Raw genomic sequence first — 22,578 nt, 5'->3', positions numbered from 1 at the left:
ACCGAGGCGCGCATTCTACGCTTTCCTCATTTGCTGTCAAGCGTTTATTTTGAAGTTTTTTGCGAGAAACTCGTTTGGCTTCAAACACTTGACTCAACAGGGTGGCTGGCTTTGCTTCGCTACCGCGTTGGAGTGGTGCGCATTATAGGGCGGCTTTTCGGGAGGTCAACCTTTAATTTCAACAATTTAGAATCTTTTTGAAAAAGACCGCGCCAGGTGCTCGCCACAAGCCTTGCAGCGCCTGCAATATCGAGCGCTGCCCGTGCGGCGCTTCGCAGTACAAGGTTGCTCCTACCGTTTGTTTCGGGCCAGTCCCTCCTGTGCCTGGCGCGCACGACCGCCTTGCCTGATCTCACAACCGCCGAAATAACAGCGGCAGGCACCTTGCTCCATACCCCGGCAATTGCGCACTATATTGCTCACCCAAAACCCACCCAAGGATTGCCGCACAGAAATGAACACCCAACCCCGCAGCCTGGCCGCTACCCTCTTCCCGATCGGCCTGCTGCTCATCGCCATGGCATCGATACAATCCGGTGCCTCCCTGGCCAAAAGCATGTTCCCCATCATTGGCGCACAGGGCACCACCACCCTGCGCCTGATCTTCGCCAGCATCATCATGCTGCTGATACTGCGCCCGTGGCGTGTACGCATGACCACCAACACCCTGCGCAACGTCATCATCTATGGCATGGCGCTGGGCGGCATGAACTTCCTCTTTTATATGGCCCTGCAAACTGTGCCTATCGGCATCGCCGTGGCACTGGAGTTCACCGGACCACTGGCCGTGGCGATCTTCTCCTCGCGCCGGCCAATCGACTTCCTGTGGATTGCCCTGGCCATCGTCGGCCTGCTGTTGTTGCTGCCGGCCGGCCATGGCGGGCAGGCACTCGACCCGGTCGGCGCCGCCTATGCCCTGGGCGCCGGAGTGTGCTGGGCCCTGTACATCCTGTTCGGACAACGTGCCGGGGCCGAGCACGGCATCCAGAGCGCAGCACTGGGCGTCGTGGTCGCCGCCCTGTTCGTCGCCCCGATCGGCATCGTCCATGCTGGCAGCACACTGCTCACGCCCGCCGTGATCCCCATGGCCCTGGGCGTCGCAGTGCTGTCCACCGCCCTGCCCTACAGCCTGGAAATGGTCGCCCTCACGCGCATCCCGGCGCGCACTTTCGGCACCCTCATGAGCATCGAGCCGGCGTTCGGCGCGCTGTCCGGCCTGCTGTTCCTCGGTGAGGTGCTGACGCTCACCCAATGGCTGGCGATTCTGGCGATCATTACTGCGTCGATCGGCACCACTTTGTCCATGCGCAAGGAGCCCAGCCCGGCGATGGCGGCAGACTGATATGAGAAATATTTTCATTTGAGACAGGAATAGTGATTGTAGCGACCCGCCTCGCTGATTAAGCTGTCACAGAATCATCATCTTTACGCTATCTACTGGACCGAACACGGACGCTGGGGAAATTTCAGGAAGAACCAAAGCGATAACGACGGGGCCAGACAGTTGATCCGCCCTGCATTTAAGGACAGGAATGAAACGTATTTTGCTCATCCTGGCCATCTTGGCTATTGCTGGATGCGCCGCCACGGCCAAGACCGAGGTCAAAAGGGGCAAGAAGGGCCTGCATATCAATTGCTCCGGCCTTTCTTCCTCATGGGACAACTGCTACAGCAAGGCAGCGAGCTCCTGCAGCACGCGCGGCTACCGGGTCATTGCACGCTCGGGCGATAGCGATGAAGAACCCGGTGACTACTTGTTCGGCATCAACCCGGCGGGTTACACCAGCCGTAGCATGATCGTCATCTGCAAGTAGAAAAAAGGGCAGTTCGCAAGCTGCCCTTTTCATTTGCCTTACAACGGCACGGTACGCGCCTCCAGCCAGGCCAGCGCGTCACCCTTTAGCAAGGGCGCCAGGCGCTCGCGCACCCTGGCGTGATAGCCGTTCAACCAGTCCAGCTCTTCCTTGGCCAGCAGCTCGGGCACCAGACAGCGGGTGTCGATCGGGCACAGCGTCAGGGTTTCGAAGTTCAGGAAATCACCGAAGGCGCTCTTGCCAGCCTCGCGGTTGACCACCAGGTTCTCGATGCGCACCCCCCACTGCCCCGGGCGGTACGTGCCCGGCTCGATCGAGCTGATCATGCCCGCCTGCATCGCGGTCTGCGGTGTGGGTGACGCCTGGTAGGCAATTACTTGCGGCCCCTCGTGCACGTTCATGAAGTAACCCACCCCATGCCCGGTACCGTGGCCGTAATCCACCTGGTCAGCCCAGATCGGTGCCCGGGCAATGGCGTCGAGCAACGGCGACAGCACGCCTCGCGGGAAGGTGGCGCGCGACAGGGCGATCATGCCTTTGAGCACGCGCGTGCAATCCTGCTTCTGCGCAAGGCTGGGGTTGCCCACCGGCACCATGCGGGTGATGTCGGTGGTGCCGCCCAGGTACTGCCCGCCCGAATCGATCAGCAGCAAACCATCGCCCTCGATCACCGCATGCGACTGCTCGGTGGCACGGTAATGCGGCATCGCGCCATTGCCATTGAAGGCGGCAATGGTCGAGAAGCTCAACGACACGAAGCCCGGGCGGCGGGCTCGCGCGGCACTCAGTTGTTCGTCGACCGTCAGCTCGGTAATCAGCTCCCGACCGAGGTTGGCCTCGAGCCAGGCGAAGAACTCACACAAGGCCGCGCCGTCCTGTTCCATGACCTGACGGATGTGCACCAGATCGTCGTCACCTTTGCACGATTTGCTCAGGGTGGTGGGGTTGAGCCCCTCGACCAGTTCCACCCCGGCCGCCAGGTTGTCCAGCAGGCCCCAGGTTACCCGGGTCGGGTCGACCAGCAATCGGCTGCCGGCCGGCAAGGCCCCAAGGGCCTTGCCGGCTTCGGCGTAGTCGCGCACCTCGATGCCGTCGACCGCCAGAACCTGGCGTAGATGCTCATCGAGCTTGTCCTGGCCAACGAACAGGGTGGCCTGCTGCTGGCTGATCAGGGCAAATGCCACGAAAACCGGGTTGTAGGACACATCACTGCCGCGCAGGTTGAACAGCCAGGCGATGTCATCCAAGGTGGCGATGAAGTGCCAGTCAGCCCCCTTGGCCTGCACACTCTGACGCAACTGCGCCAGTTTTTCCGCCCGGCTCACCGTGGCGTGCGGTGGCAAATGCTGGTAAACCGGGTTGCCCGGCAGCGTCGGGCGGCCTTCCCAGACCTGGCCCAGCAGGTCCTTGTCAGTCACCAGGCGCGCCCCCCGCGCTTTCAGCCGGTCGCCCAGCTGGCGTACCGAAGCCAGGGCCATGACCGCACCATCCACCGCCACGCTGCCGTTGGGCTCGACGTGATCGCCCAGCCATTCCAACGCGCCAGGCTTGCCCGGCAGCAGCCTCATCAACTCGATGCCACTGCCTGCCAACTCGTGCTCCGCCTGTTCCCAGTAGCGGCTATCGACCCACAACCCGGCAAAGCCAGCCGTGACCACCAGTGTGCCAACCGAGCCGTGAAAACCCGACAGCCACTGGCGCCCCTGCCAGTAACCAGGCAGGTATTCGGAAAGATGGGGGTCGGCCGAGGGTACCAGCAAAGCCTCAATGCCCTCTGCAGCCATGACCTGGCGCACCTGCGCCAGGCGCTGCGGCACGCTTTGCCCAAGGGTGGTCTGAACGTTCATGCGCTCTCCTGCGGCTACATCACGGTTGATCCAGTGTGCCGATAATGGAACAGCCGCCGTAGCCCTGCAATCGTGGCGACTGACACACGGCATGCATTGCCCGCCAAGCCCTGCGCAAACCGGACATTTCCTACAGCATGGCCAGGACCACCGATCAAGTTCGGCTGAACTTCCACAAAGCACCGGCTTCACACGCAGTACATTCATTACACACAGGCAAATGACCATGCCCAATGCCTGCGCCCCGAAAAGCGGCGTGGTGCTGCTCGACACCCGCGCGCACACCCCTGACCACGAGCATGCCGTGCATCTGAAGCTTGCCGCCGCCCTGGCCCGCCTGCTGGGCTGCCCGCACGTGCAACCGAGCCAGCCACCAAGCGCTGCCGATGGCTACTACTACCTGCCCACCGAAACCCTGATCGACCCCAAGCGCCATGCAGCCCTGGGCATCTGCAGCGAGCAGGACCTGTTCGGCGGGCTGGTCGCATACCCCTACATGGCGACCAAGGCAATCTCCCACCCGCTACCGGCCGGAGCCAGTTTCCCGCCAGGCTGGACCGATGCCTTCGCCCGGCAAGCCAGCGACGCCCTGCTGCGTGGCTACACCGTGTTCAGCAAGGCCGATGCACGCACCGCCGCACAGCTGTTGCTGGTGGACGGCCCGTTGCGGGTCAAGCCGGTACTGGCCTGTGCAGGCCGTGGGCAACAGGTCATCACTACGATGGAAGAACTGGAACCACTGCTGGCCGGCATGGATGACCAAGGTCTTGCGCTATGGGGGCTGGTGCTCGAAGAAGACCTGAGCGAGGTGCAAACCTTCAGCGTCGGCCAGGTACGCGTCGCCGGCCTGACCTGCAGCTATCACGGCACCCAGCAACTGACCCGTGACCATCAGGGCACGGAAGTGTACGGCGGCTCCGACCTCGTGGTGGTGCGCGGTGACTACCAGGCACTGCTGCAACTGCCGCTGGACGACCCGCTGCGCCTGGCCATCAACCAGGCGATGGCCTACGAACAGGCCGCCGAGCGGAACTTCCCCGGCTTCATCGCCTCGCGTCGCAACTACGACATTGCCCGCGGCGTGACCCCCCAGGGTCACCTGCGCAGCGGCGTACTCGAACAATCCTGGCGCCTGGGCGGCGCCAGCAGTGCCGAGCTACTGGCCTTGCAGGCGTTTGCCGACGACCCGGCATTGCAACGGGTGCGTGCCTCCACCCATGAAGTATTCGGCACCCCCGAACTGCCCACTGACGCCACCCTCTATTACCAAGGAAACGACAGTGAACTCGGACAACTCAGCAAATTTGCGCGGATTCGCGAACATGACCATTCAGAGTGAAACCGTTGAACTGCAGGTCGAGGATGACAGCATCGTCGGCACCCTGGTCAGCCCCGGCAGCAAGATGCCGGGCATCCTCTTCGTCCACGGCTGGGGTGGTAGCCAGCAACGCGACCTGGCCCGTGCCCGGCATATCACCGGGCTGGGCTGCGTGTGCATGACCTTCGACCTGCGCGGCCACGAAAAGACCGAAAGCCAACGGCTGACGGTCACCCGCGAACAAAACCTGACCGACCTGCTGGTAGCCTACGACCGGCTGGTAAGCCACCCGGTCGTCGATAGCAGTGCCATCGCCATCATCGGCAGCAGCTATGGCGGCTACCTGGCCACCCTGCTGACCCGCGAGCGGCCAGTCAAATGGCTGGCCTTGCGGGTACCCGCCATGTACTGGGACGACGAATGGAACCTTCCCAAGCAAACCCTCGACCGGCAACGGCTGAACGCCTACCGCCAGCGCCCGCTCGGCCCGACGGACAACCGTGCACTGGCAGCCTGTGCCGAGTTCGGTGGCGATGTACTGCTGGTAGAGTCCGAGCAAGACGACTACGTGCCGCACAGCACGCTGATGAGCTACCGCTCGGCATTCGTCAGCGCCCATTCGCTCACCCACCGTATCGTCGACGGTGCCGACCACGCGTTGTCCAGCGAAGAGAGCCAGAAGGCCTACAGCTCGATTCTGACGGCATGGGTCAGCGAAATGGTCATCGGCGCGCGCCTGGATCGTTACCCGCACTACGCGCCCTGGTATGCCTGAAGCTCACCCACCTGGCAATGCAGGCCGCCATCGGCGCCGCGTACCAGGCTGCGCAGGGTCTGGTAGGCGGCAAAATTGACGCTACGCGCCTGATGCTGACCAAGCAGTTCAAGGAACGATTCCTCGACGAAAAGCACGGCCGCCGCCGCCCACGCCTGGCGAGACCGCCATTGCAGGTACTGCAGCACCCGGCTGCCATCGTCACTGGCCTGGATGCTGACACCCTGCAGCCCTTCGCAGCGCGCGGCCAGTTCTTCGCTGCGTGCCACCAGCGCCTGGGCCAACGCCTGCTGGCAGCCGCCGGGCACTTCATATTCGATCATCTGGGTAAACCACAGCGGATGAGGTGTTGCCGTCATGAACGGTCTCCTTGCAACGGACGCATGCAGCGCGATGCCGAGCAGGGTAAAACCTCAAGTTATGTCAAGGTCAAGCCGTTTTCCACCCCGGGAACACCCCGCGCGCCCTAACCCGATACTGCGAAGCGCCGCCGGTAATCACTCGGGGTCAGACCGGTGATGCGCTGAAACACCTTGCGAAACGCACCCGGGTCCTGGTAACCGACACCCCAGGCGATCTGCTCGACATTGCGCCGGGTGAACTCCAGCAAGCGGCACGCCCGCCCCACCCTCACCTGCTGGCAGTATTCGGTCGGCCGTAGCCCCGTGGCAGCACGAAAACGCCGCAGGAAGGTGCGTTCCTCCAGCCCCGCGCATGCGGCCATGCCGGCCAGGTCGGCATCCTGCCCTCCGTTGCCCTGCAACCAGTGCTGCACTTTCAGCACCGCCTCATCGCCATGATCCAGGCGCGGATTGAACACTGCACCGGGCAGCGGCGCCGCGACCGGATCAACCGCCAGGTAGCGGGCAGTTTCCCGCGCCACCGTCGCGCCCATGAAGCGCTCCAGCAAGCGCAAGCCCAACTCGGTCCAGGCCATCAACCCGGCCGAGGTGACGATGTCTCCATCGTCCAGCAACGGTTGCTGGGCCTCGACCCGCACCTTGGGAAACCGTTGGGCAAGCGAATGGACGTAGTTCCAGTGGGTACAGGCCGGGCGCCCGTCGAGCAGGCCACTGGCGGCGATGAAAAACACCCCGATGCACACCGACGCCAGCACCGTGCCGTGCCCGTGCAACTGGCACAACGACGCACGATGGCGTTCAAGCAGCTCACCCTGCGGTGCCGACTCCAGGCTCGGCGGAATGATCAGCACCCGCAGATCGCACGCGACGGCAGGTGGGCTCTCAGGGGCAGGCTGCAACTGCCCGGCCTCGTCTGCCTGCCAGAAGCTGATACGTACCGGCGGCAACTCGACGGCCCCCAGTTCGGCAGCCACCCGGTTGGCCACCAGGAACAGGTCGGCCAGCCCATGCACGGCAGCACGCTGCGCACCGGGGTACAGCAGCAGGCCGATGTCCAGGCTGCCGGGGTTGTCAGTTTTTGCCCGCATAGTGTCGTTCGCGCCAATCCTCAGGTCAGTGCACACAGCCTATAACTAACGTCATCCAACGACTACTGCCACAGGAGGCAGCATGAGCAAGCAGGCGCTGATCATCATCGACATCCAGAACGACTACTTCCCGGGCGGCAAATGGGCCCTCGATGGCGCCGACCAGGCGGCCGACAATGCCGCCCGCCTGCTGGCGGCGGCGCGTCGGCGGGGCGACCTGGTGGTGCATGTGCGGCATGAGTTCGACAGCGCCGATGCGCCATTCTTCGCGCCAGACTCGCAGGGTGCGGCCATCCACACCAAGGTCGAGCCGGAGGCGGGCGAGCCGGTGGTGCTGAAGCACAAGGTCAACGCCTTCCTCGGCACTGACCTTGAGCACACGCTGGACCGGCATGGCGTCGAAGCCCTGACCATCGTCGGCAGCATGAGCCACATGTGCGTCGACGCCGCCACCCGTGCGGCGGCCGACCTGGGTTATGACGTGACCGTGGCGCACGATGCCTGTGCCACGCTGCCACTGGAGTTCGATGGCAATCGGGTGCCGGCGGCGCAGGTACATGATTCGGCGATGGCGGCGTTGGCGTTTGCCTATGCAAAGGTAGTCAAGACTGATGAGTTGATAGGAGACTGACCGCGAACCCTGGCTTGCCGGCGATGAGGCCCTGGAGGCAGCACACACTTCTCGATCAAATCACCACATTGCGCACAAACCGCACTGCCACCGCCCCATCGTTGCGATAGGCATACCGGCAATTGCTGGGAAACACATGGAACTGCCCGACCTGCAGACGATGCTCGGCCCCTTCGATAATCAGCGTCAGTTGCCCTTCAGCCACATAGATCTGCTCGCTCCAACCCTCGGCATCAGCCTCGCTGGAATAGCATTCGCCCGGTGCCAGGGTCCATTCCCACAGCTCCACCTCGCGCCGCGCCACGCTGCTGCCCAGCAGCACCGCCTTGCTCTGCGGGTGCTCACCGGCCCAGGCCAACTCTTCGATGCGCCCGGGGTCACGCTGGTCAGGTGCCTGGATCAGGGTACTGAAAGCCACGCCCAAGGCTTCGGCAATCAGGTCAAGGGTGGTCAGGCTGACATTCCTTTCGCCCGCCTCGATCGCCACCAGCATGCGCCGGCTGACCCCGGAGCGCTCGGCCAGCGCCGTCTGGCTCATACCCGCAGCGTTGCGCAGGCTGCGTACATTGAAGCTGACATGTTGCAGCACCGATGCCCGGTGCAAGGAATCATTGTGCACTATATTGCTCACTGATCGAGATTGCGCAGTATACTGCCCACTTTGCGGCGATTGTGCGCCGCCCCCTCCGAGTGCGCAAGACCATGAACCAGCCCAGCAGCAAGCCGACCCCGGCCATTACCTTTCGCCTGAGCAAGGCCGAACTGGTACTGGTTTTCATCACCATGCTGTGGGGCGGCACCTTCCTGGTGGTGCATAACGTGATGACCGTCAGCGGCCCGATGTTCTTCGTCGGCCTGCGCTTCGCTGCAGCCGCCCTGTTCGTTGGAGTGGTTGCGGCGCGGGCGCTACCGGGGCTGACCTTCACCGAACTGAAGGCCGGCATGCTGATAGGCGTGTCAATCATGCTCGGCTACGGCCTGCAGACCATGGGCCTGCAAACCATCAGCAGCAGCCAGTCGGCATTCATCACCGCGCTGTACGTGCCGTTCGTGCCGCTGCTGCAGTGGCTGGTACTGGGCCGGCGCCCCGGCCTGATGCCCAGCATCGGTATCTGCCTGGCGTTCACCGGCCTGACGCTGCTGGCCGGGCCGCAGGGCGGCAGCCTGCACTTCAGCGAGGGCGAACTGGTGACTCTGGTCAGCGCCGTGGCCATTGCCGGCGAAATCATCCTGATCAGCCGCTACGCCGGCCAGGTCGATGTGCGCCGGGTCACCGTGGTGCAACTGGCAACCGCCTCGCTGCTGGCGTTCCTGATGATCGTGCCGACCCAGGAACGCATACCCGACTTCTCCTGGCTGCTGCTGCTCAGCGCCGTGGGCCTGGGCGCCATGAGCGCGGTGATCCAGGTGGCAATGAACTGGGCGCAAAAGTCGGTCTCGCCCACCCGCGCCACCCTCATCTATGCCGGCGAACCGGTGTGGGCCGGGATCGTCGGGCGCATCGCCGGTGAGCGCCTGCCAGGCGTGGCATTGCTCGGCGGCTTGCTGATCGTGATCGCCGTGGTGGTCAGCGAACTCAAGGTACGCCGCCCTCGCGAAGCAACCGAGGCCCGCGCAGTGCCGGATGAAGGCGAACGCCAAGCCGGGCTGTAAAGCCGCAAACTACGGCTATGCTTTGTAAAAAACTGTTATAAAAAAACCGCTTGTCACAGCCTGTTTGTAGGATTCTGCGACAGCTTGCGTGTTGGTGATCCCCCCCTCGGCACGTATGATTCTTTGCAAACTTCTCCAGAATAGGCCGCTATGTCATTGATAGTGCTATTGCTTCTGCCGTTCGTGGGCAGTTGCCTGGCAGCCCTGCTGCCGCACAACGCACGTAACGCGGAGTCCATTCTCGCCGGGCTCGTGGCCCTGGTCGGCACTGTCCAGGTAGCACTGCTGTACCCTCAGGTTGCCCACGGTGGCGTGATTCGCGAAGAGTTCCTCTGGCTGCCCAGCCTGGGGCTGAACCTGGTGTTGCGCATGGACGGCTTCGCCTGGCTGTTCTCGCTGCTGGTGCTGGGCATTGGTGCGCTGGTGTCGCTGTATGCCCGCTACTACATGTCGCCACAAGACCCGGTACCGCGCTTCTTCGCCTTCTTTCTCGCCTTCATGGGCGCCATGCTCGGCCTGGTGATCTCCGGCAACCTGATCCAGCTGGTGTTCTTCTGGGAACTCACCAGCCTGTTCTCCTTCCTGCTGATCGGCTACTGGCACCACCGTGCCGACGCCCGCCGCGGCGCCTACATGGCGCTGATGGTCACGGGTGCAGGCGGTTTGTGCCTGCTGGTGGGTGCCCTGCTGCTCGGCCATGTGGTCGGCAGCTACGACCTGGACAAGGTCCTGGCTGCCGGCAACACCATCCGCCAGCATGCGCTGTACCCGGTGCTGCTGCCACTGATCCTCATCGGCGCCCTGAGCAAGAGCGCACAATTCCCCTTCCAGTTCTGGCTGCCCCACGCCATGGCAGCGCCCACCCCGGTATCGGCTTACCTGCACTCGGCGACCATGGTCAAGGCCGGGGTGTTCCTGCTGGCGCGCCTATGGCCGGTGCTGTCGGGCAGCGAGGAGTGGTTCTGGATCGTCGGCGGTGCCGGTGCCCTCACCCTGCTGCTCGGCGCCTTCGCCGCCATGTTCCAGAACGACCTCAAGGGCCTGCTGGCGTATTCGACCATCAGCCACCTGGGCCTGATTACCCTGCTACTGGGCCTGAACAGCCCGCTGGCCGCCGTGGCAGCGGTGTTCCACATTCTCAACCACGCCACCTTCAAGGCCTCGTTGTTCATGGCCGCCGGCATCATCGACCACGAAAGCGGCACCCGTGACATCCGCCGCCTCAGTGGGCTGATCCGCCTGGTGCCATACACCGCCACCCTGGCCATGGTGGCCAGCGCCTCGATGGCCGGCGTACCGTTGATGAACGGCTTTCTGTCCAAGGAAATGTTCTTCGCCGAAACGGTGTTCATCAGCTCCACCGCCTGGGTCGAGGCCACGCTGCCGGTGATCGCCACCCTGGCCGGCACCTTCAGCGTGGCCTATGCCCTGCGCTTCACCGTCGATGTGTTTTTCGGCCCCACTGCACAGGACCTCCCGCATACCCCGCACGAGCCGCCACGCTGGATGCGTGCACCAGTCGAACTGCTGGTGCTCACCTGCCTGGTGGTGGGTATCTTCCCTGCCCAGTCGGTCGGCCCGCTGCTGGCCGCCGCCGCCCTGCCGGTGGTGGGCGGCACCCTGCCGGAATACAGCCTGGCCATCTGGCATGGCTGGAACGCGCCGCTGATCATGAGCCTGGTGGCCATGAGCGGCGGGATCGTGCTGTACCTGTTGCTGCGCAAGCAACTGCGCCTGGGCCGCTTCCCCCACCCGCCGCTGATCGAGCGCTTCAACGGCAAGCGCCTGTTCGAGCGTGGCCAGGTGCAGTTGATGCTGCTGGCGCGGCGCATCGAGCGCCTGCTCACCAGCCACCGCCTGCAGTCGCAGCTATTCATGCTGGTGCTCGCCGCCTTTCTCGCCGGCCTCACCCCCATGCTCTACAGCGGCCTGAGCTGGGGCGACCGGCCGAAGATTCCAGGCTCGGGCGTGTTCGTCGCCCTGTGGCTGATCGCCATTGCCTGCGCCATCGGCGCCGCCTACCAGGCCAAGTACCACCGCTTGGCGGCGTTGATCATGGTCAGCGTCTGCGGCCTGATGACCTGCATCACCTTCGTCTGGTTCTCCGCACCTGACCTGGCCCTGACCCAGCTGGTCGTGGAAGTGGTCACCACCGTGCTGATCCTGCTCGGTCTGCGCTGGCTGCCACGGCGGATCGAAGGCGTATCGCCACTGCCGGGTAGCCTGGAGCGCGCGCGCATGCGTCGCCTGCGCGACCTGCTGCTGGCGGTGCTGGTAGGTGGCGGCATGGCCGTGCTGTCCTACGCCATGCTGACCCGGCCGACGCCCAACGACATTTCCTCGTTCTACCTGAGCCGGGCGCTGCCCCAGGGCGGTGGCACCAACGTGGTCAATGTCATGCTGGTCGACTTCCGTGGTTTCGATACCCTCGGTGAAATCACCGTGCTGGTGGCCGTGGCGCTGACCGTGTTCGCCCTGCTGCGGCGCTTCCGCCCGCCAAAGGAAAGCATGCAACTGCCGGCGCAGCAGCGCCAGCTGGCACCCGACGTGGTCACCGACCTGATCAACCCGCGGCATGCCACCGACACCGCCCTGGGCTTCATGATGGTGCCCGCGGTGCTGGTGCGCCTGCTGCTGCCGATCGCCCTGGTGGTGTCGATGTACCTGTTCATGCGTGGCCACAACCAGCCCGGTGGCGGCTTTGTTGCCGGCCTGGTGATGTCGGTGGCCTTCATCCTGCAGTACATGGTGGCCGGCACCCAATGGGTCGAGGCGCAGATGAGCCTGCGCCCGCTGCGCTGGATGGGCACCGGCCTGCTGTGCGCAACCCTGACCGGGGTGGGCGCCATGCTGCTGGGCTACCCGTTCCTCACCACCCATACCGCCCACCTGCACCTGCCGTTGCTCGGCGATGTACACGTGGCCAGCGCGCTGTTCTTCGATGTCGGCGTGTTCACCGTAGTGGTCGGCTCGACCCTGCTGATCCTCACTGCCCTGGCGCACCAGTCGGTGCGCGCCTACCGCCCGGGCAACCCGGCGAAAACCAGCCAAGCAGGAGCCGCCTGATGGAAGAAGTGATTGCAACCGCCATCGGCGTCCTGGCCGCCTCGGGGGTTTGGCTGATCCTGCGCCCGCGAACCTACCAGGTGATCATGGGCCTGTGCCTGCTGTCGTACGGGGTCAACCTGTTCATCTTCAGCATGGGCAGCCTGTTCATCGGCAAGGAACCGATCATCAAGGACGGCGTGCCCCAGGACCTGCTGCACTACACCGACCCACTGCCGCAGGCCCTGGTGCTCACCGCCATCGTCATCAGCTTCGCCATGACCGCGCTGTTCCTGGTGGTGTTGCTGGCCTCGCGCGGCCTGACCGGTACCGACCACGTGGATGGCCGGGAGCGTGACGAATGAGTGGCATGAGCCAATTGATCATCGCGCCTATCCTGCTTCCGCTGGTGACCGCGGCAGTGATGTTGCTGCTGGGCGAAAAACACCGGCAGGCAAAGGCCCGTCTGAACCTGTTGTCGACCTTCGCCGGCCTGGCCATCGCCGTCAGCCTGCTACTGTGGGTGCGCACCCAGGGCCAGGCGGAATCGATCGGTGTCTACCTGCCGGGCAACTGGCCGGCGCCGTTCGGCATCGTGCTGGTAGTCGACCACCTGTCGGCCCTGCTGCTGACCCTCACCGGCATCATCGGCTTCAGCGCCCTGCTGTTTGCCCGCGCCCGCTGGGACGGTGCCGGGGCCAGTTTCCACGCGCTGTTCCAGATCCAGCTGATGGGCCTGTACGGCGCCTTCCTCACCGCCGACCTGTTCAACCTGTTCGTGTTCTTCGAAGTGCTGCTGGCCGCCTCCTATGGCCTGCTGCTGCATGGTTCGGGCCGCGCCCGGGTGCGTGCCGGCCTGCACTACATAGCCGTCAACCTGTTCGCTTCGTCGCTGTTCCTGATCGGCGCAGCGATGCTGTATGGCGTGACAGGCACCCTGAACATGGCCGACCTGGCCCTGAAGATTCCACTGGTGCCGGAGGCCGACCGTGGCTTGCTGCACGCTGGCGCGGCGATCCTGGCCATGGCCTTCCTGGTCAAGGCCGGCATCTGGCCGCTGAACTTCTGGCTGGTGCCGGCCTATGCCTCGGCCAGCGCGCCGGTGGCGGCGCTGTTTGCCATCATGACCAAGGTCGGCCTGTATGCCGTGCTGCGCCTGTGGACGCTGCTGTTCTCCGGGCAGGCCGGGGCCTCGGCGCACTTCGGTGGTGAATGGCTGGTGTACGGTGGCCTGGTCACCCTGGCGGTGGCGGCGGTGTCGATCCTGGCCGCGCAGCGCCTGGAGCGCATGGCCGCGCTCAGCATCCTGGTCTCGGCCGGCACCCTGCTCGGTGCCGTCGGTTTTGCTCAATCGGCGCTGACCGGTGCGGCGTTGTTCTACCTGATCAACTCGACCCTGGCGCTGTGCGCGCTGTTCCTGCTCGCCGAGCTGGTCGAACGTTCGCGTTCGGCCAACGAAGCGCCACTTGAGGACGAAGAAGGCGCCATGCCGCCACCGCTGGAGTCACTGCACCCGCCCAAGGGCATCAACCTCGACGATGAGCAAAAGGTGGTGATCGGCCAGATCATCCCGTGGACCATGGCCTTCCTCGGCCTCAGCTTCATCGCCTGCGCCCTGCTGATCATCGGCATGCCGCCGCTGTCCGGCTTTGTCGGCAAGCTCAACCTGATCAGCGCGTTGTTCAACCCGCAGGGGCTGGGCGTGCCACCCGAGCAACCGCTGGGCACGGCGGGCTGGGGCCTGGTGGCATTGCTGATCCTCTCTGGCATGGCCTCGCTGATCGCCTTCGGTCGCGTCGGCATCCAGCGTTTCTGGAAGCCCGAGGAGCGCCCGTCGCCAGTGCTGCGCCGCTATGAATGCCTGCCCATCGTCATCCTGCTCGGCCTGTGCATCATCCTCAGCCTCAAGGCCGAACCGCTGCTGCGCTACACCCAGGACACCGCCGCCAGCCTGCAGGCCCCTGACACCTATATCGAAGCCGTGATGGCCGCCCGGCCGATTCCTGGCCCCACCATGCTCGACAGACAAGTGCAGCCATGAATCGACTGTTCCCCGCACCGCTGTTATCGGTTTCTCTGTTCGGCCTGTGGCTGTCGCTGAACCTTTCGCTCAGCCCCGGCAACCTGCTACTGGCTGCCGCGCTCAGCGTGCTGGCGCCGCTGCTGATGGCACCGCTGCGCCCGCAGCATGCCCATGTGCGGCGGCCGTTGGCCATCGCCCGGCTGATTGGCCGGGTCGGGATCGACGTAATCGTGTCCAACCTGCTGGTTGCCCGTGGCGTGCTGCGTGCCGGCAAGCAGCCGCCACGCTCGGCGTTCGTGCACATCCCGCTGGCCCTGCGCGACCCCCACGGCCTGGCGGCGTTGTCGATGATTACCACGGTGGTACCCGGCACGATCTGGTCCGAACTGGCGCTCGACCGCAGCGTATTGCTGCTGCATGTGTTCGACCTGGACGATGAGGCGGCATTCATCCAGCACTTCAAGGCCACCTACGAACGCCCGCTGATGGAGATTTTCCAATGACCGGCCTGCTCGCCCATGCTGTCCTCGCCAGCCTGTTCATCCTCGCCCTGGCTATGAGCCTGACGCTGGTCCGGCTGTTCCGCGGCCCGTCCGCCCAGGACCGGGTGCTGGCGCTGGACTACCTGTACATCCTGGCCATGCTGACCATGCTGGTGCTGGGAATCCGTTATGCCAGTGACACCTACTTCGAAGGTGCGCTGCTGATTGCGCTGTTCGGTTTCGTTGGCTCGTTTGCCCTGGCCAAGTTCCTGCTGCGCGGTGAGGTGATCGAATGACTGAAACCCTGCAACTCCCCTTCTGGCTGGAACTGGTCACTGCCGCGCTGCTGCTGACCGGCAGCCTGTTCGCCCTGATCGGTGCCGTGGGCCTGTTGCGCCTGAAGGACTACTTCCAGCGCATGCACCCGCCGGCACTGGCCTCGACCATTGGTGCATGGTGCGTGGCACTGGCCTCGATCGTCTACTTTTCCTGGCTCAAGGAAGCGCTGGTGCTGCACGCCTGGCTGATTCCGATCCTGCTGTCGATCACGGTACCGGTGACCACGCTGTTGCTGGCGCGGGCGGCGCTGTTCCGCAAGCGTATGGCGAATGAGCCGGTACCTGAAGAGGTCAGCAGCGGCAGCGATCACGGTAACTGAGGGTCGCCACCTCACCCTTGGCCAAGGCGCTGCAACTCGCGCCGGACCATGGCCACATAAGGCGGCGGGCCGAGGCGGTATAATTCGCCTGCCACCCAGTTCAACCAGGCGCCTTGCAGTTCTTCGCGCCTGGCCAGCAAACGCTCGGCCTCGGCCACGGCATCCGCCTGGTGCTGGCGATGGAACTCGGCACGCGTTGCAGGCGCGTCGTCACTGTGGGTCATTCACTGGCCTTGAAGGTGGTCAGCTCACCTTTGCGCCATTTGGCAACCTTGCCGGTCACCGCCTTGAGCAACTTGCCCAAGCCTTCCTGCACTTGTTGCTGCGCGGCGAACACCAGCATCACACCGTGGCCTTCGCGAAATACAATGCCCTCGCCTTCGGGCACCGACACGAAGGCGTAGTCGCCCACGCCATATACGTTCAGCTTGATTTCGCGAAAGCGCATTTCCAGTTTGCCGCCTTCGCGGCTGGGCAGTACGGCGGCGCGAAAGTGGTCGCCGACCTTCAGTTCCAAACGCTGCTTGTCATCGACCACCAATGCGCTTTCGGTGTCGATTTCGGCCATGTACAGGCCTTCGGGATTCTGTTCGGTGACATAGACAAAGCGGCCCTGAAACAGCTGGGCCAATTTACCGCGCAAGTCGCCCAGGGCGAACAACGCATGGGTATCAAGAGTGCTGACTGCCAATGGAGTAATCCTCAACCGGTTACAACCCGCCCTCACCCAAGCTCGGTGAGGCACGGCCATTTCTTATCGATAGGCGAAAAGAGTAATAGAGCGATATGCGAAATGTCTGCACCCGCTGGCGATGCAGCGTGCAGGAATCTTTACTCTGGCTTGCCAGATCTGGCCTCAAGTACAGGCTTTCGGCATATTCCCGATTCGGGAAGCGTAATGTCTGACAGCAAGACCGCCAGAAAAGATGCGGCAGGCCATGCCAGAGCGCACGTGAGAGCGGGCCCTGCAACTCATCAGCGCATTACTGGGGGAAGAATATGCACGAAAACACCGAAATCCGTCGAGAGGCAAAGTGCATTTCTTGCAGGGGAACGGCCCGAACAACACTCCGTTCGCTCGCTGGTAGCATTCAATAGGTTCAGGCGGCCAGGCCCTTCTTCAACTGCTGCCAAGCTGCCTGGCACTCCAGCGCCTCTTCACGCGTGGCGAATGCGGTACCACGGCGTTCGCCATTGACCAGCACCACCCAGCAGATGCGTTTACCCAGCGCCCGCAGTGTGGCCGGCACACCCGAACCAATCATCACGGCTACATCGACCCGGCTATTCATAATTCCCTCCGGAATTTAATTAGCACCCTAACGATAAAGCCATGATACCCCTGCTCGCGGCATGGAAACAGTGCATCCCGGTACAGCAGTGTTACATGCAGGGCAATAAAACCGCTGCCGGCAAGAAACGCAAAAAGCCCCAGGGATCGCTCCGTGGGGCTTGGCACAGCGCGCGGGGTTACACCTGGCGCTGGTGGCGGTCGAGCTGCTCGTGGCGCTCCTGGGCTTCGATGCAGTACTTGGTGGTCGGGCTGATCAGCAGACGCTTCAGGCCAATCGGCTCACCGCTGTCATCGCACCAGCCGAAGCTTTCGTCGGCAATACGGTCCAGGGCCATTTCCAGCTGCGGCAGCAGGCGCTGGTCGCGGTCGATGGCATTCACCAGCCAGCTACGCTCTTCTTCGACCGAAGCCACGTCGGCAGGATCCGACGGGGTGTCCAGGCCTTCGATGGTGGCACGGCTCAGCTCGATGCGTTCATGGGTTTCGACTTTCATCGCCTGCAGCAGGCCAGCGAAGAAAGCCAGCTGGTCAGCGTTCATGTAGTCATCGGCCGACATGGCCAGCAACTGTTCCTTGGTCATCGATTTCTCTATGAAAAAATGTGCATTTGGGCGATTCGGGTGCCGCCGGCGCCTTGGCATCGGCAGCGGAATTCTTCAAGCGCCAACTGGCACTCTTTTACAGGGGGCGGCAGTCTAAGGCGCCACGTCGCGTGGAGCAACTGCAATTGGGTGCGAATTTGCTTCCGCTGCCCACATTCCGCCAGTCGGCGCCCTCTGCTCTGGCTCTGGCTCTGGCTCTGGCTCTGGCTCTGGCTCTGGCTCTGGCTCTTGATCTTGATCTTGATCTTGATCTTGATCTTGATCTTGATCTTGATCTTGATCTTGATCTTGATCTTGATCTTGATCTTGATCTTGATCTTGATCTTGATCTTGATCTTGATCTTGATCTTGATCTTGATCTTGATCTTCGCGACTTCAGGAGGCCGAGCAGAGGTCTTGCGGAGGGAGGTGACGGGCATGGATGCCCGTCAAGCGCTGAGGCCCCATGGATGGGGCCTGCAGCGCGTACTCCCGGGAGCAAGACCGGCGCGAGGGAACCCCGGAGCGCAGCGGAGGGGCCGGATGATGGGAGCGCAGCGTTTTTTGGTTACTTTTTGTCGCGTTTGACAAAAAGTGACTCGCCGTAAGGGNTGGGAGCGCAGCGTTTTTTGGTTACTTTTTGTCGCGTTTGACAAAAAGTGACTCGCCGTAAGGGCGAAAAGGTGAGTAAGCGTCGCCATCGCAAACGAACTGTTCGCTATATCGAGACCGACACTTAAGCTTTTTGGCTTTTCTGGATGATGTGGGCATTCACATCGAGTAGACATTCATTCAAGCGGGGGGCGCCAAGTCACCTTTCCGCCCTTACGGCGGGTCCCTTTTTGTCGTGGCAAAAAGGAACCAAAAACCGTCCGCTCCCATCATCCGGCCCCTACGCTGCGCTCCGGGGTCCCCTCGCTACGGGCTTGCTCCCGGGAGGACGCGCTGCAGGCCCCATCCATGGGGCCTCAGCGCTTGACGGGCATCCATGCCCGTCACCTCCCTCCGCAAGCCCTTCGCTCAGCCTCCTGAAGTCGCAATCAGCGGCGCCTGAACTATCGCGCGCTTAGAAGCAAAAGCAACGGCAATGCCGATTCCAATCAGCGATCCTTGAACTGCGCCTCACGCTTGGCAATGAACGCAGCCATGCCCTCTTTCTGGTCTTCGGTAGCAAAAGCCGCATGGAACACCCGCCGCTCAAAGCGCACCCCCTCGCTAAGGGTGACTTCGAACGCACGGTTCACGCTCTCCTTGACCATCATGCTCACCGGAATCGACTTGCTGGCAATGGTCGCCGCCACCTTCAGCGCTTCTTCCACCAGCTCCGCCTGCGGCACGATACGCGCCACCAGGCCAGCACGCTCAGCTTCCTCGGCCCCCATCAGGCGACCCGTCAGGCACAGCTCCATGGCCTTGGCCTTGCCCACCGCGCGGGTCAGGCGCTGGGTGCCGCCCATGCCCGGCAGCACGCCGAGGTTGATCTCCGGCTGACCGAACTTGGCGTTATCCGCCGCCAGGATGAAGTCACACATCATCGCCAGCTCGCAGCCGCCGCCCAAGGCGAAGCCGGACACCGCAGCGATGATCGGCTTGCGCCGGTTGGCAATGCGGTCGGCATCGCTGAACAGGTCGTCAACGTAGATTTGCGGGTATTGCAGCTCGGCCATTTCCTTGATGTCGGCGCCAGCGGCAAAGGCCTTGGCCGAGCCTGTCAGCACGACGCAGCCAATGTTCGGGTCGCGCTCGAGCTGGTCCAGGGCCTGATTGATCTCACCGACGATCTGCGCGTTCAGCGCATTCAGCGCCTGCGGGCGGTTGAGGGTGATCAGGCCGACCTTGCCGTGGATGTCCAACAGGATGGTTTCGAATGCCATGCAGTCTGCTCCTTCAAAGATTGCGCGCAATGACCATGCGCTGAATGTCGCTGGTGCCTTCGTAGATCTGGCAAACCCGAACGTCGCGGTAAATCCGCTCCAGCGGGAAGTCACTCAGATAGCCATAACCGCCCAGGGTCTGCAAGGCATCGGAACAGACCTTTTCAGCCATTTCCGAGGCAAACAGCTTGGCCATCGACGCCTCCACCAATGCCGGGCGCCCGGCATCACGCAGCGCGGCGGCGTGCAGCACCATCTGCCGGGCCACGGCAATTTTCGTTGCCATGTCGGCCAGGCGGAAGGCCACGGCCTGGTGCTCGATCAGCGCTTTGCCAAAGCTCTGCCGCTCGTTGGCGTAGTCGCGCGCCACTTCGAACGCCGCACGGGCCATGCCCACCGCCTGCGAGGCGATACCGATGCGGCCGCCTTCGAGGTTGGCCAGGGCAATCTTGTAGCCCTCGCCTTCGGCGCCCAGGCGGTTGGCCACCGGCACGCGCACATTGTCGAAGACGATCTGGCAGGTGTCGGAGGCGTGCTGGCCGAGCTTGTCCTCGACCCTGGCCACCTGGTAGCCGGGCGCATCGGTGGGCACAATGAAGGCGCTGATGCCGCGCTTGCCGGCGTCCGGGTCGGTCACGGCGAACACGATCACTACCCCGGCGTTCTGCCCGGAGGTGATGAACTGCTTGCTGCCATTGAGCACGTAGTGGTCGCCATCCAGACGTGCACGGGTCTTCAGGCTGCTGGCGTCGGAACCGGCCTGCGGTTCGGTCAGGGCGAAGGCACCGAGCATCGCACCGCTGGCCAGCGGGGTGAGGAACTGCTCTTTCTGCTGTTCGCTGCCAAAACGCAGGATCGGCACGCAGCCCACCGAGTTGTGCACGCTCATGATGGTCGAGCAGGCGCCGTCACCGGCGGCGATTTCCTCCAGGGCCATGGCATAGGCCACGTAGCCGGTGTCGCTGCCGCCCCACTGCTCCGGCACCAGCATGCCGAACAGGCCCAGCTCGGCCATCTCCTCGATGGCCTCCGTGGGAAAGCGGTGCGCCTTGTCCCATTGCTCGGCAAACGGCTTCAGGCGTTCCTGGGCAAAGGCACGCACCGCGTCGGCGATCTGTTGTTGCTCGTCAGTTACCAGCATGGTTCACCTCAGTACAGGCATTCGACAGCCATGGCCGTGGCCTCGCCACCGCCGATGCAGATGGCTGCCACGCCACGGCGCAGGTTGTTCTGGCGCAGGGCCGACAGCAGGGTCACCAGGATGCGCGCGCCGGAAGCGCCGATCGGGTGGCCGAGGGCACAGGCGCCGCCATGGATATTGACCTTGTCGTGCGGCAGGTCGAGGTGCTTCATGGCCGCCAGGGTGACCACGGCGAACGCCTCGTTGATCTCGAACAGGTCGACCTCGGCCAGGTTCCAGCCGGTGCGTTTCATCAGCTTGTCGATGGCACCGATCGGTGCGGTCGGGAACAGTGCCGGGGTGTCGGCGAAGGCGGCGTGGCCGTGGATCACCGCCAGCGGCTTGAGGCCGCGCTTGTCGGCTTCGGAGTGGCGCATCAGCACCAGCGCCGCAGCGCCGTCGGAAATCGAGCTGGAGTTGGCGGCGGTCACCGTGCCGCCTTCGCGGAAGGCCGGCTTGAGCTGCGAGATCTTGTCCAGGCGCGCCTTGGGCGGCTGTTCGTCGTCCTTGATGACGCGTTTTTCCTTACCCTCGGTGACTTCCACCGGTACGATCTCGGCGGCGAACCGGCCGCTGTTGATCGCGGCCTGGGCGCGGGTCAGCGAGGCAATGGCGAACTGGTCCTGGGCTTCGCGGCTGAAGGCGTTGGCCTGGGCGCAGTCTTCGGCAAAGGTGCCCATCAGGCGGCCTTTGTCGTAGGCGTCCTCAAGGCCGTCCATGAACATGTGGTCGATGATCTTGCCATGGCCCATGCGGTAGCCACCACGGGCCTTGTCCAGCAGGTACGGGGCGTTGGTCATGCTTTCCATGCCACCGGCCACCACCACATCGGCGGTGCCGGCCAGCAGCAGGTCATGGGCCATGATCGCCGCCTGCATGCCAGAACCGCACATCTTGTTCAGTGTGGTGCAGGTAGTGTGCTTGTCCAGCCCGGCACCCAGCGCGGCCTGGCGCGCCGGCGCCTGCCCCTGCCCTGCCGGCAGCACGCAGCCGAACAGCACCTGTTCGACACTGGCGGCATCGATGCCGGCGCGCTCCACGGCGCCACGGATGGCCGCGCTGCCCAGTTGCGGTGCGGTCAGGCTCTTGAGGTCGCCCTGCAGGCCGCCCATGGGCGTACGCACGGCGCTGACGATAACGATCGGGTCATTGGCGAGGGTCATGTTCGTTCTCCTTACTTGGCAGCCATGCGCAGTGCACCGTCGAGGCGAATCACCTCGCCGTTGAGCATGCTGTTCTCGATGATGTGACGGGCCAGCGCGGCGTATTCCTGCGGGCGGCCCAGGCGCGGCGGGAACGGCACGCCGGCAGCCAGCGAGGCACGCACTTCCTCGGTCATGCCGGCCATCATCGGCGTTTCGAAGATGCCAGGGGCAATGGTCATTACACGGATGCCGAAGCGCGCCAGTTCACGGGCGGTCGGCAAGGTCAGGCTGGCGATGGCCCCCTTGGAAGCTGCGTAGGCGGCCTGACCGATCTGGCCGTCATAAGCGGCGATGGAGGCGGTGTTGATGATCACCCCGCGCTCGCCACCCTCATCGGCAGCCCCTTCGGCCATGGCCGCAGCAGCCAGGCGCAGCAGGTTGAAGCTGCCGATCAGGTTGACGTTGATGACCTTAGCGAAGCTGGCCAGGCCATGCGGGCCCTGTTTGCCCAAGACCTTTTCGGCACCGACGATGCCGGCGCAGTTGACCAGCCCGTGCAGGCTGCCAAAGGCGCTGACAGCCGCATCGACCGCCGCCTGGGCGGCCTGCTCGTCGCTGATGTCGGCCACCGCGAAACGGGCGTTGTCGCCGAGTTCACGGGCCTTGGCTTCTACGGCCTGGGCATTGAGGTCCACCAGCATGACCTTGGCGCCGGCCTCGACCAGCATCTGTGCGGTAGCAGCACCCAACCCGGAGGCGGCGCCGCTGACGATGAAGTGTTTGTTGGCTATTTGCATGATCGGTTTCC

The 22,578-nt window shown here is 63.8% G+C and carries 26 protein-coding genes; 13 read left to right on the top strand and 13 right to left on the bottom strand.

Features of this window, described 5'->3' with window-relative positions:
* The 3 genes from FQ664_RS27500 to FQ664_RS11320 form a co-directional block, all read left to right on the top strand.
* On the top strand, positions 1-201 hold a 201-nt coding region (locus FQ664_RS27500), incomplete at its 5' end, for a hypothetical protein (protein ID WP_218570404.1).
* A 253-nt stretch (positions 202-454) separates the two neighbouring features.
* Positions 455-1,342, top strand: a complete 888-nt coding sequence (rhtA, locus tag FQ664_RS11325; RefSeq protein ID WP_144171993.1) for a threonine/homoserine exporter RhtA — start codon at positions 455-457, stop codon at positions 1,340-1,342.
* Between the two features lie 190 nt (positions 1,343-1,532).
* Positions 1,533-1,814, top strand: coding sequence for a hypothetical protein (locus tag FQ664_RS11320; RefSeq protein ID WP_025338390.1), 282 nt, complete (start codon positions 1,533-1,535; stop codon positions 1,812-1,814).
* Positions 1,815-1,852: 38 nt separating this feature from the next.
* On the opposite strand, the gene FQ664_RS11315 is transcribed toward FQ664_RS11320, so the two are convergent.
* Positions 1,853-3,661 (bottom strand): aminopeptidase P family protein, encoded by a 1,809-nt coding sequence (locus FQ664_RS11315; protein WP_144171992.1) that lies wholly within the window; start codon positions 3,659-3,661, stop codon positions 1,853-1,855.
* 220 nt (positions 3,662-3,881) lie between these two features.
* Here FQ664_RS11315 and FQ664_RS11310 point away from each other — a divergent pair, with 220 nt between their 5' ends.
* Both FQ664_RS11310 and FQ664_RS11305 read left to right on the top strand, forming a co-directional pair.
* A complete protein-coding gene (locus FQ664_RS11310) occupies positions 3,882-5,000 on the top strand; it encodes a DUF3182 family protein (RefSeq protein WP_144171991.1) in 1,119 nt (372 codons plus the stop codon).
* Positions 4,984-5,754, top strand: a complete 771-nt coding sequence (locus tag FQ664_RS11305) for an alpha/beta hydrolase family protein (protein WP_144171990.1) — start codon at positions 4,984-4,986, stop codon at positions 5,752-5,754. The genes FQ664_RS11310 and FQ664_RS11305 overlap by 17 nt, the downstream gene beginning before the upstream one ends.
* Here the strand turns inward: FQ664_RS11305 and FQ664_RS11300 are convergent.
* Positions 5,733-6,113: an antibiotic biosynthesis monooxygenase gene (locus FQ664_RS11300; protein WP_144171989.1), complete on the bottom strand. Its 381-nt coding sequence runs from the start codon at positions 6,111-6,113 to the stop codon at positions 5,733-5,735. The genes FQ664_RS11305 and FQ664_RS11300 overlap by 22 nt on opposite strands.
* A gap of 107 nt (positions 6,114-6,220) precedes the next feature.
* Complete coding sequence (locus FQ664_RS11295; RefSeq protein WP_144171988.1) at positions 6,221-7,204, bottom strand: GlxA family transcriptional regulator; 984 nt, start codon at positions 7,202-7,204, stop codon at positions 6,221-6,223.
* Between the two features lie 82 nt (positions 7,205-7,286).
* Here FQ664_RS11295 and FQ664_RS11290 point away from each other — a divergent pair, with 82 nt between their 5' ends.
* Positions 7,287-7,835 (top strand): cysteine hydrolase family protein, encoded by a 549-nt coding sequence (locus tag FQ664_RS11290; RefSeq protein WP_144171987.1) that lies wholly within the window; start codon positions 7,287-7,289, stop codon positions 7,833-7,835.
* 55 nt (positions 7,836-7,890) lie between these two features.
* Here FQ664_RS11290 and FQ664_RS11285 read toward each other — a convergent pair whose 3' ends face one another.
* Positions 7,891-8,454, bottom strand: a complete 564-nt coding sequence (locus FQ664_RS11285) for a helix-turn-helix domain-containing protein (protein ID WP_144171986.1) — start codon at positions 8,452-8,454, stop codon at positions 7,891-7,893.
* A gap of 83 nt (positions 8,455-8,537) precedes the next feature.
* Here FQ664_RS11285 and FQ664_RS11280 point away from each other — a divergent pair, with 83 nt between their 5' ends.
* The 7 genes from FQ664_RS11280 to FQ664_RS11250 all read left to right on the top strand — a co-directional run bounded on the left by FQ664_RS11280 (position 8,538) and on the right by FQ664_RS11250 (position 15,696).
* On the top strand, positions 8,538-9,488 hold the full coding sequence (locus tag FQ664_RS11280; protein ID WP_144171985.1) for a DMT family transporter: 951 nt from the start codon (positions 8,538-8,540) through the stop codon (positions 9,486-9,488).
* A gap of 150 nt (positions 9,489-9,638) precedes the next feature.
* On the top strand, positions 9,639-12,554 hold the full coding sequence (locus FQ664_RS11275; RefSeq protein ID WP_144171984.1) for a monovalent cation/H+ antiporter subunit A: 2,916 nt from the start codon (positions 9,639-9,641) through the stop codon (positions 12,552-12,554).
* A complete protein-coding gene (locus FQ664_RS11270; RefSeq protein WP_144171983.1) occupies positions 12,554-12,898 on the top strand; it encodes a Na+/H+ antiporter subunit C in 345 nt (114 codons plus the stop codon). The genes FQ664_RS11275 and FQ664_RS11270 overlap by 1 nt, the downstream gene beginning before the upstream one ends.
* Positions 12,895-14,574, top strand: coding sequence for a monovalent cation/H+ antiporter subunit D (locus tag FQ664_RS11265; protein WP_144171982.1), 1,680 nt, complete (start codon positions 12,895-12,897; stop codon positions 14,572-14,574). The genes FQ664_RS11270 and FQ664_RS11265 overlap by 4 nt, the downstream gene beginning before the upstream one ends.
* On the top strand, positions 14,571-15,059 hold the full coding sequence (locus FQ664_RS11260) for a Na+/H+ antiporter subunit E (RefSeq protein WP_144171981.1): 489 nt from the start codon (positions 14,571-14,573) through the stop codon (positions 15,057-15,059). Before FQ664_RS11265 ends, FQ664_RS11260 begins: the two co-directional genes overlap by 4 nt.
* A complete protein-coding gene (locus tag FQ664_RS11255) occupies positions 15,056-15,334 on the top strand; it encodes a K+/H+ antiporter subunit F (RefSeq protein ID WP_144171980.1) in 279 nt (92 codons plus the stop codon). Before FQ664_RS11260 ends, FQ664_RS11255 begins: the two co-directional genes overlap by 4 nt.
* A complete protein-coding gene (locus FQ664_RS11250) occupies positions 15,331-15,696 on the top strand; it encodes a Na+/H+ antiporter subunit G (RefSeq protein ID WP_144171979.1) in 366 nt (121 codons plus the stop codon). Before FQ664_RS11255 ends, FQ664_RS11250 begins: the two co-directional genes overlap by 4 nt.
* Positions 15,697-15,707: 11 nt before the next feature.
* Here FQ664_RS11250 and FQ664_RS11245 read toward each other — a convergent pair whose 3' ends face one another.
* The 9 genes from FQ664_RS11245 to FQ664_RS11200 all read right to left on the bottom strand — a co-directional run bounded on the left by FQ664_RS11245 (position 15,708) and on the right by FQ664_RS11200 (position 22,567).
* On the bottom strand, positions 15,708-15,920 hold the full coding sequence (locus FQ664_RS11245) for a hypothetical protein (RefSeq protein WP_144171978.1): 213 nt from the start codon (positions 15,918-15,920) through the stop codon (positions 15,708-15,710).
* The gene (locus FQ664_RS11240) at positions 15,917-16,387 is read right to left on the bottom strand and encodes a hypothetical protein (protein WP_063913966.1); all 471 of its coding nucleotides are present in this window, start codon (positions 16,385-16,387) and stop codon (positions 15,917-15,919) included. The genes FQ664_RS11245 and FQ664_RS11240 overlap by 4 nt, the downstream gene beginning before the upstream one ends.
* A gap of 409 nt (positions 16,388-16,796) precedes the next feature.
* Entirely contained in the window at positions 16,797-16,988 is a 192-nt protein-coding gene (locus FQ664_RS11235; protein WP_144171977.1) for a hypothetical protein, read from the bottom strand.
* A gap of 178 nt (positions 16,989-17,166) precedes the next feature.
* Positions 17,167-17,571, bottom strand: coding sequence for a TraR/DksA family transcriptional regulator (locus FQ664_RS11230; RefSeq protein WP_003259022.1), 405 nt, complete (start codon positions 17,569-17,571; stop codon positions 17,167-17,169).
* Positions 17,572-17,579: 8 nt separating this feature from the next.
* Positions 17,580-18,011 (bottom strand): hypothetical protein, encoded by a 432-nt coding sequence (locus FQ664_RS27220; protein WP_178090979.1) that lies wholly within the window; start codon positions 18,009-18,011, stop codon positions 17,580-17,582.
* Between the two features lie 660 nt (positions 18,012-18,671).
* The gene (locus tag FQ664_RS11215; RefSeq protein WP_050704987.1) at positions 18,672-19,445 is read right to left on the bottom strand and encodes an enoyl-CoA hydratase; all 774 of its coding nucleotides are present in this window, start codon (positions 19,443-19,445) and stop codon (positions 18,672-18,674) included.
* A 13-nt stretch (positions 19,446-19,458) separates the two neighbouring features.
* Positions 19,459-20,586: an acyl-CoA dehydrogenase gene (locus FQ664_RS11210; RefSeq protein WP_144171976.1), complete on the bottom strand. Its 1,128-nt coding sequence runs from the start codon at positions 20,584-20,586 to the stop codon at positions 19,459-19,461.
* A gap of 8 nt (positions 20,587-20,594) precedes the next feature.
* Positions 20,595-21,788 (bottom strand): acetyl-CoA C-acyltransferase, encoded by a 1,194-nt coding sequence (locus FQ664_RS11205; RefSeq protein WP_144171975.1) that lies wholly within the window; start codon positions 21,786-21,788, stop codon positions 20,595-20,597.
* 11 nt (positions 21,789-21,799) lie between these two features.
* Entirely contained in the window at positions 21,800-22,567 is a 768-nt protein-coding gene (locus FQ664_RS11200; RefSeq protein WP_144171974.1) for an SDR family NAD(P)-dependent oxidoreductase, read from the bottom strand.
* Positions 22,568-22,578 lie beyond the last annotated feature (11 nt).

The sequence above is a fragment of the Pseudomonas persica genome, from assembly GCF_900291015.1.
In the GTDB taxonomy this organism is placed as follows: domain Bacteria; phylum Pseudomonadota; class Gammaproteobacteria; order Pseudomonadales; family Pseudomonadaceae; genus Aquipseudomonas.
Note: the sequence above shows the minus strand (reverse complement) of the source record. Positions and strands in the feature narration are given on the sequence as shown.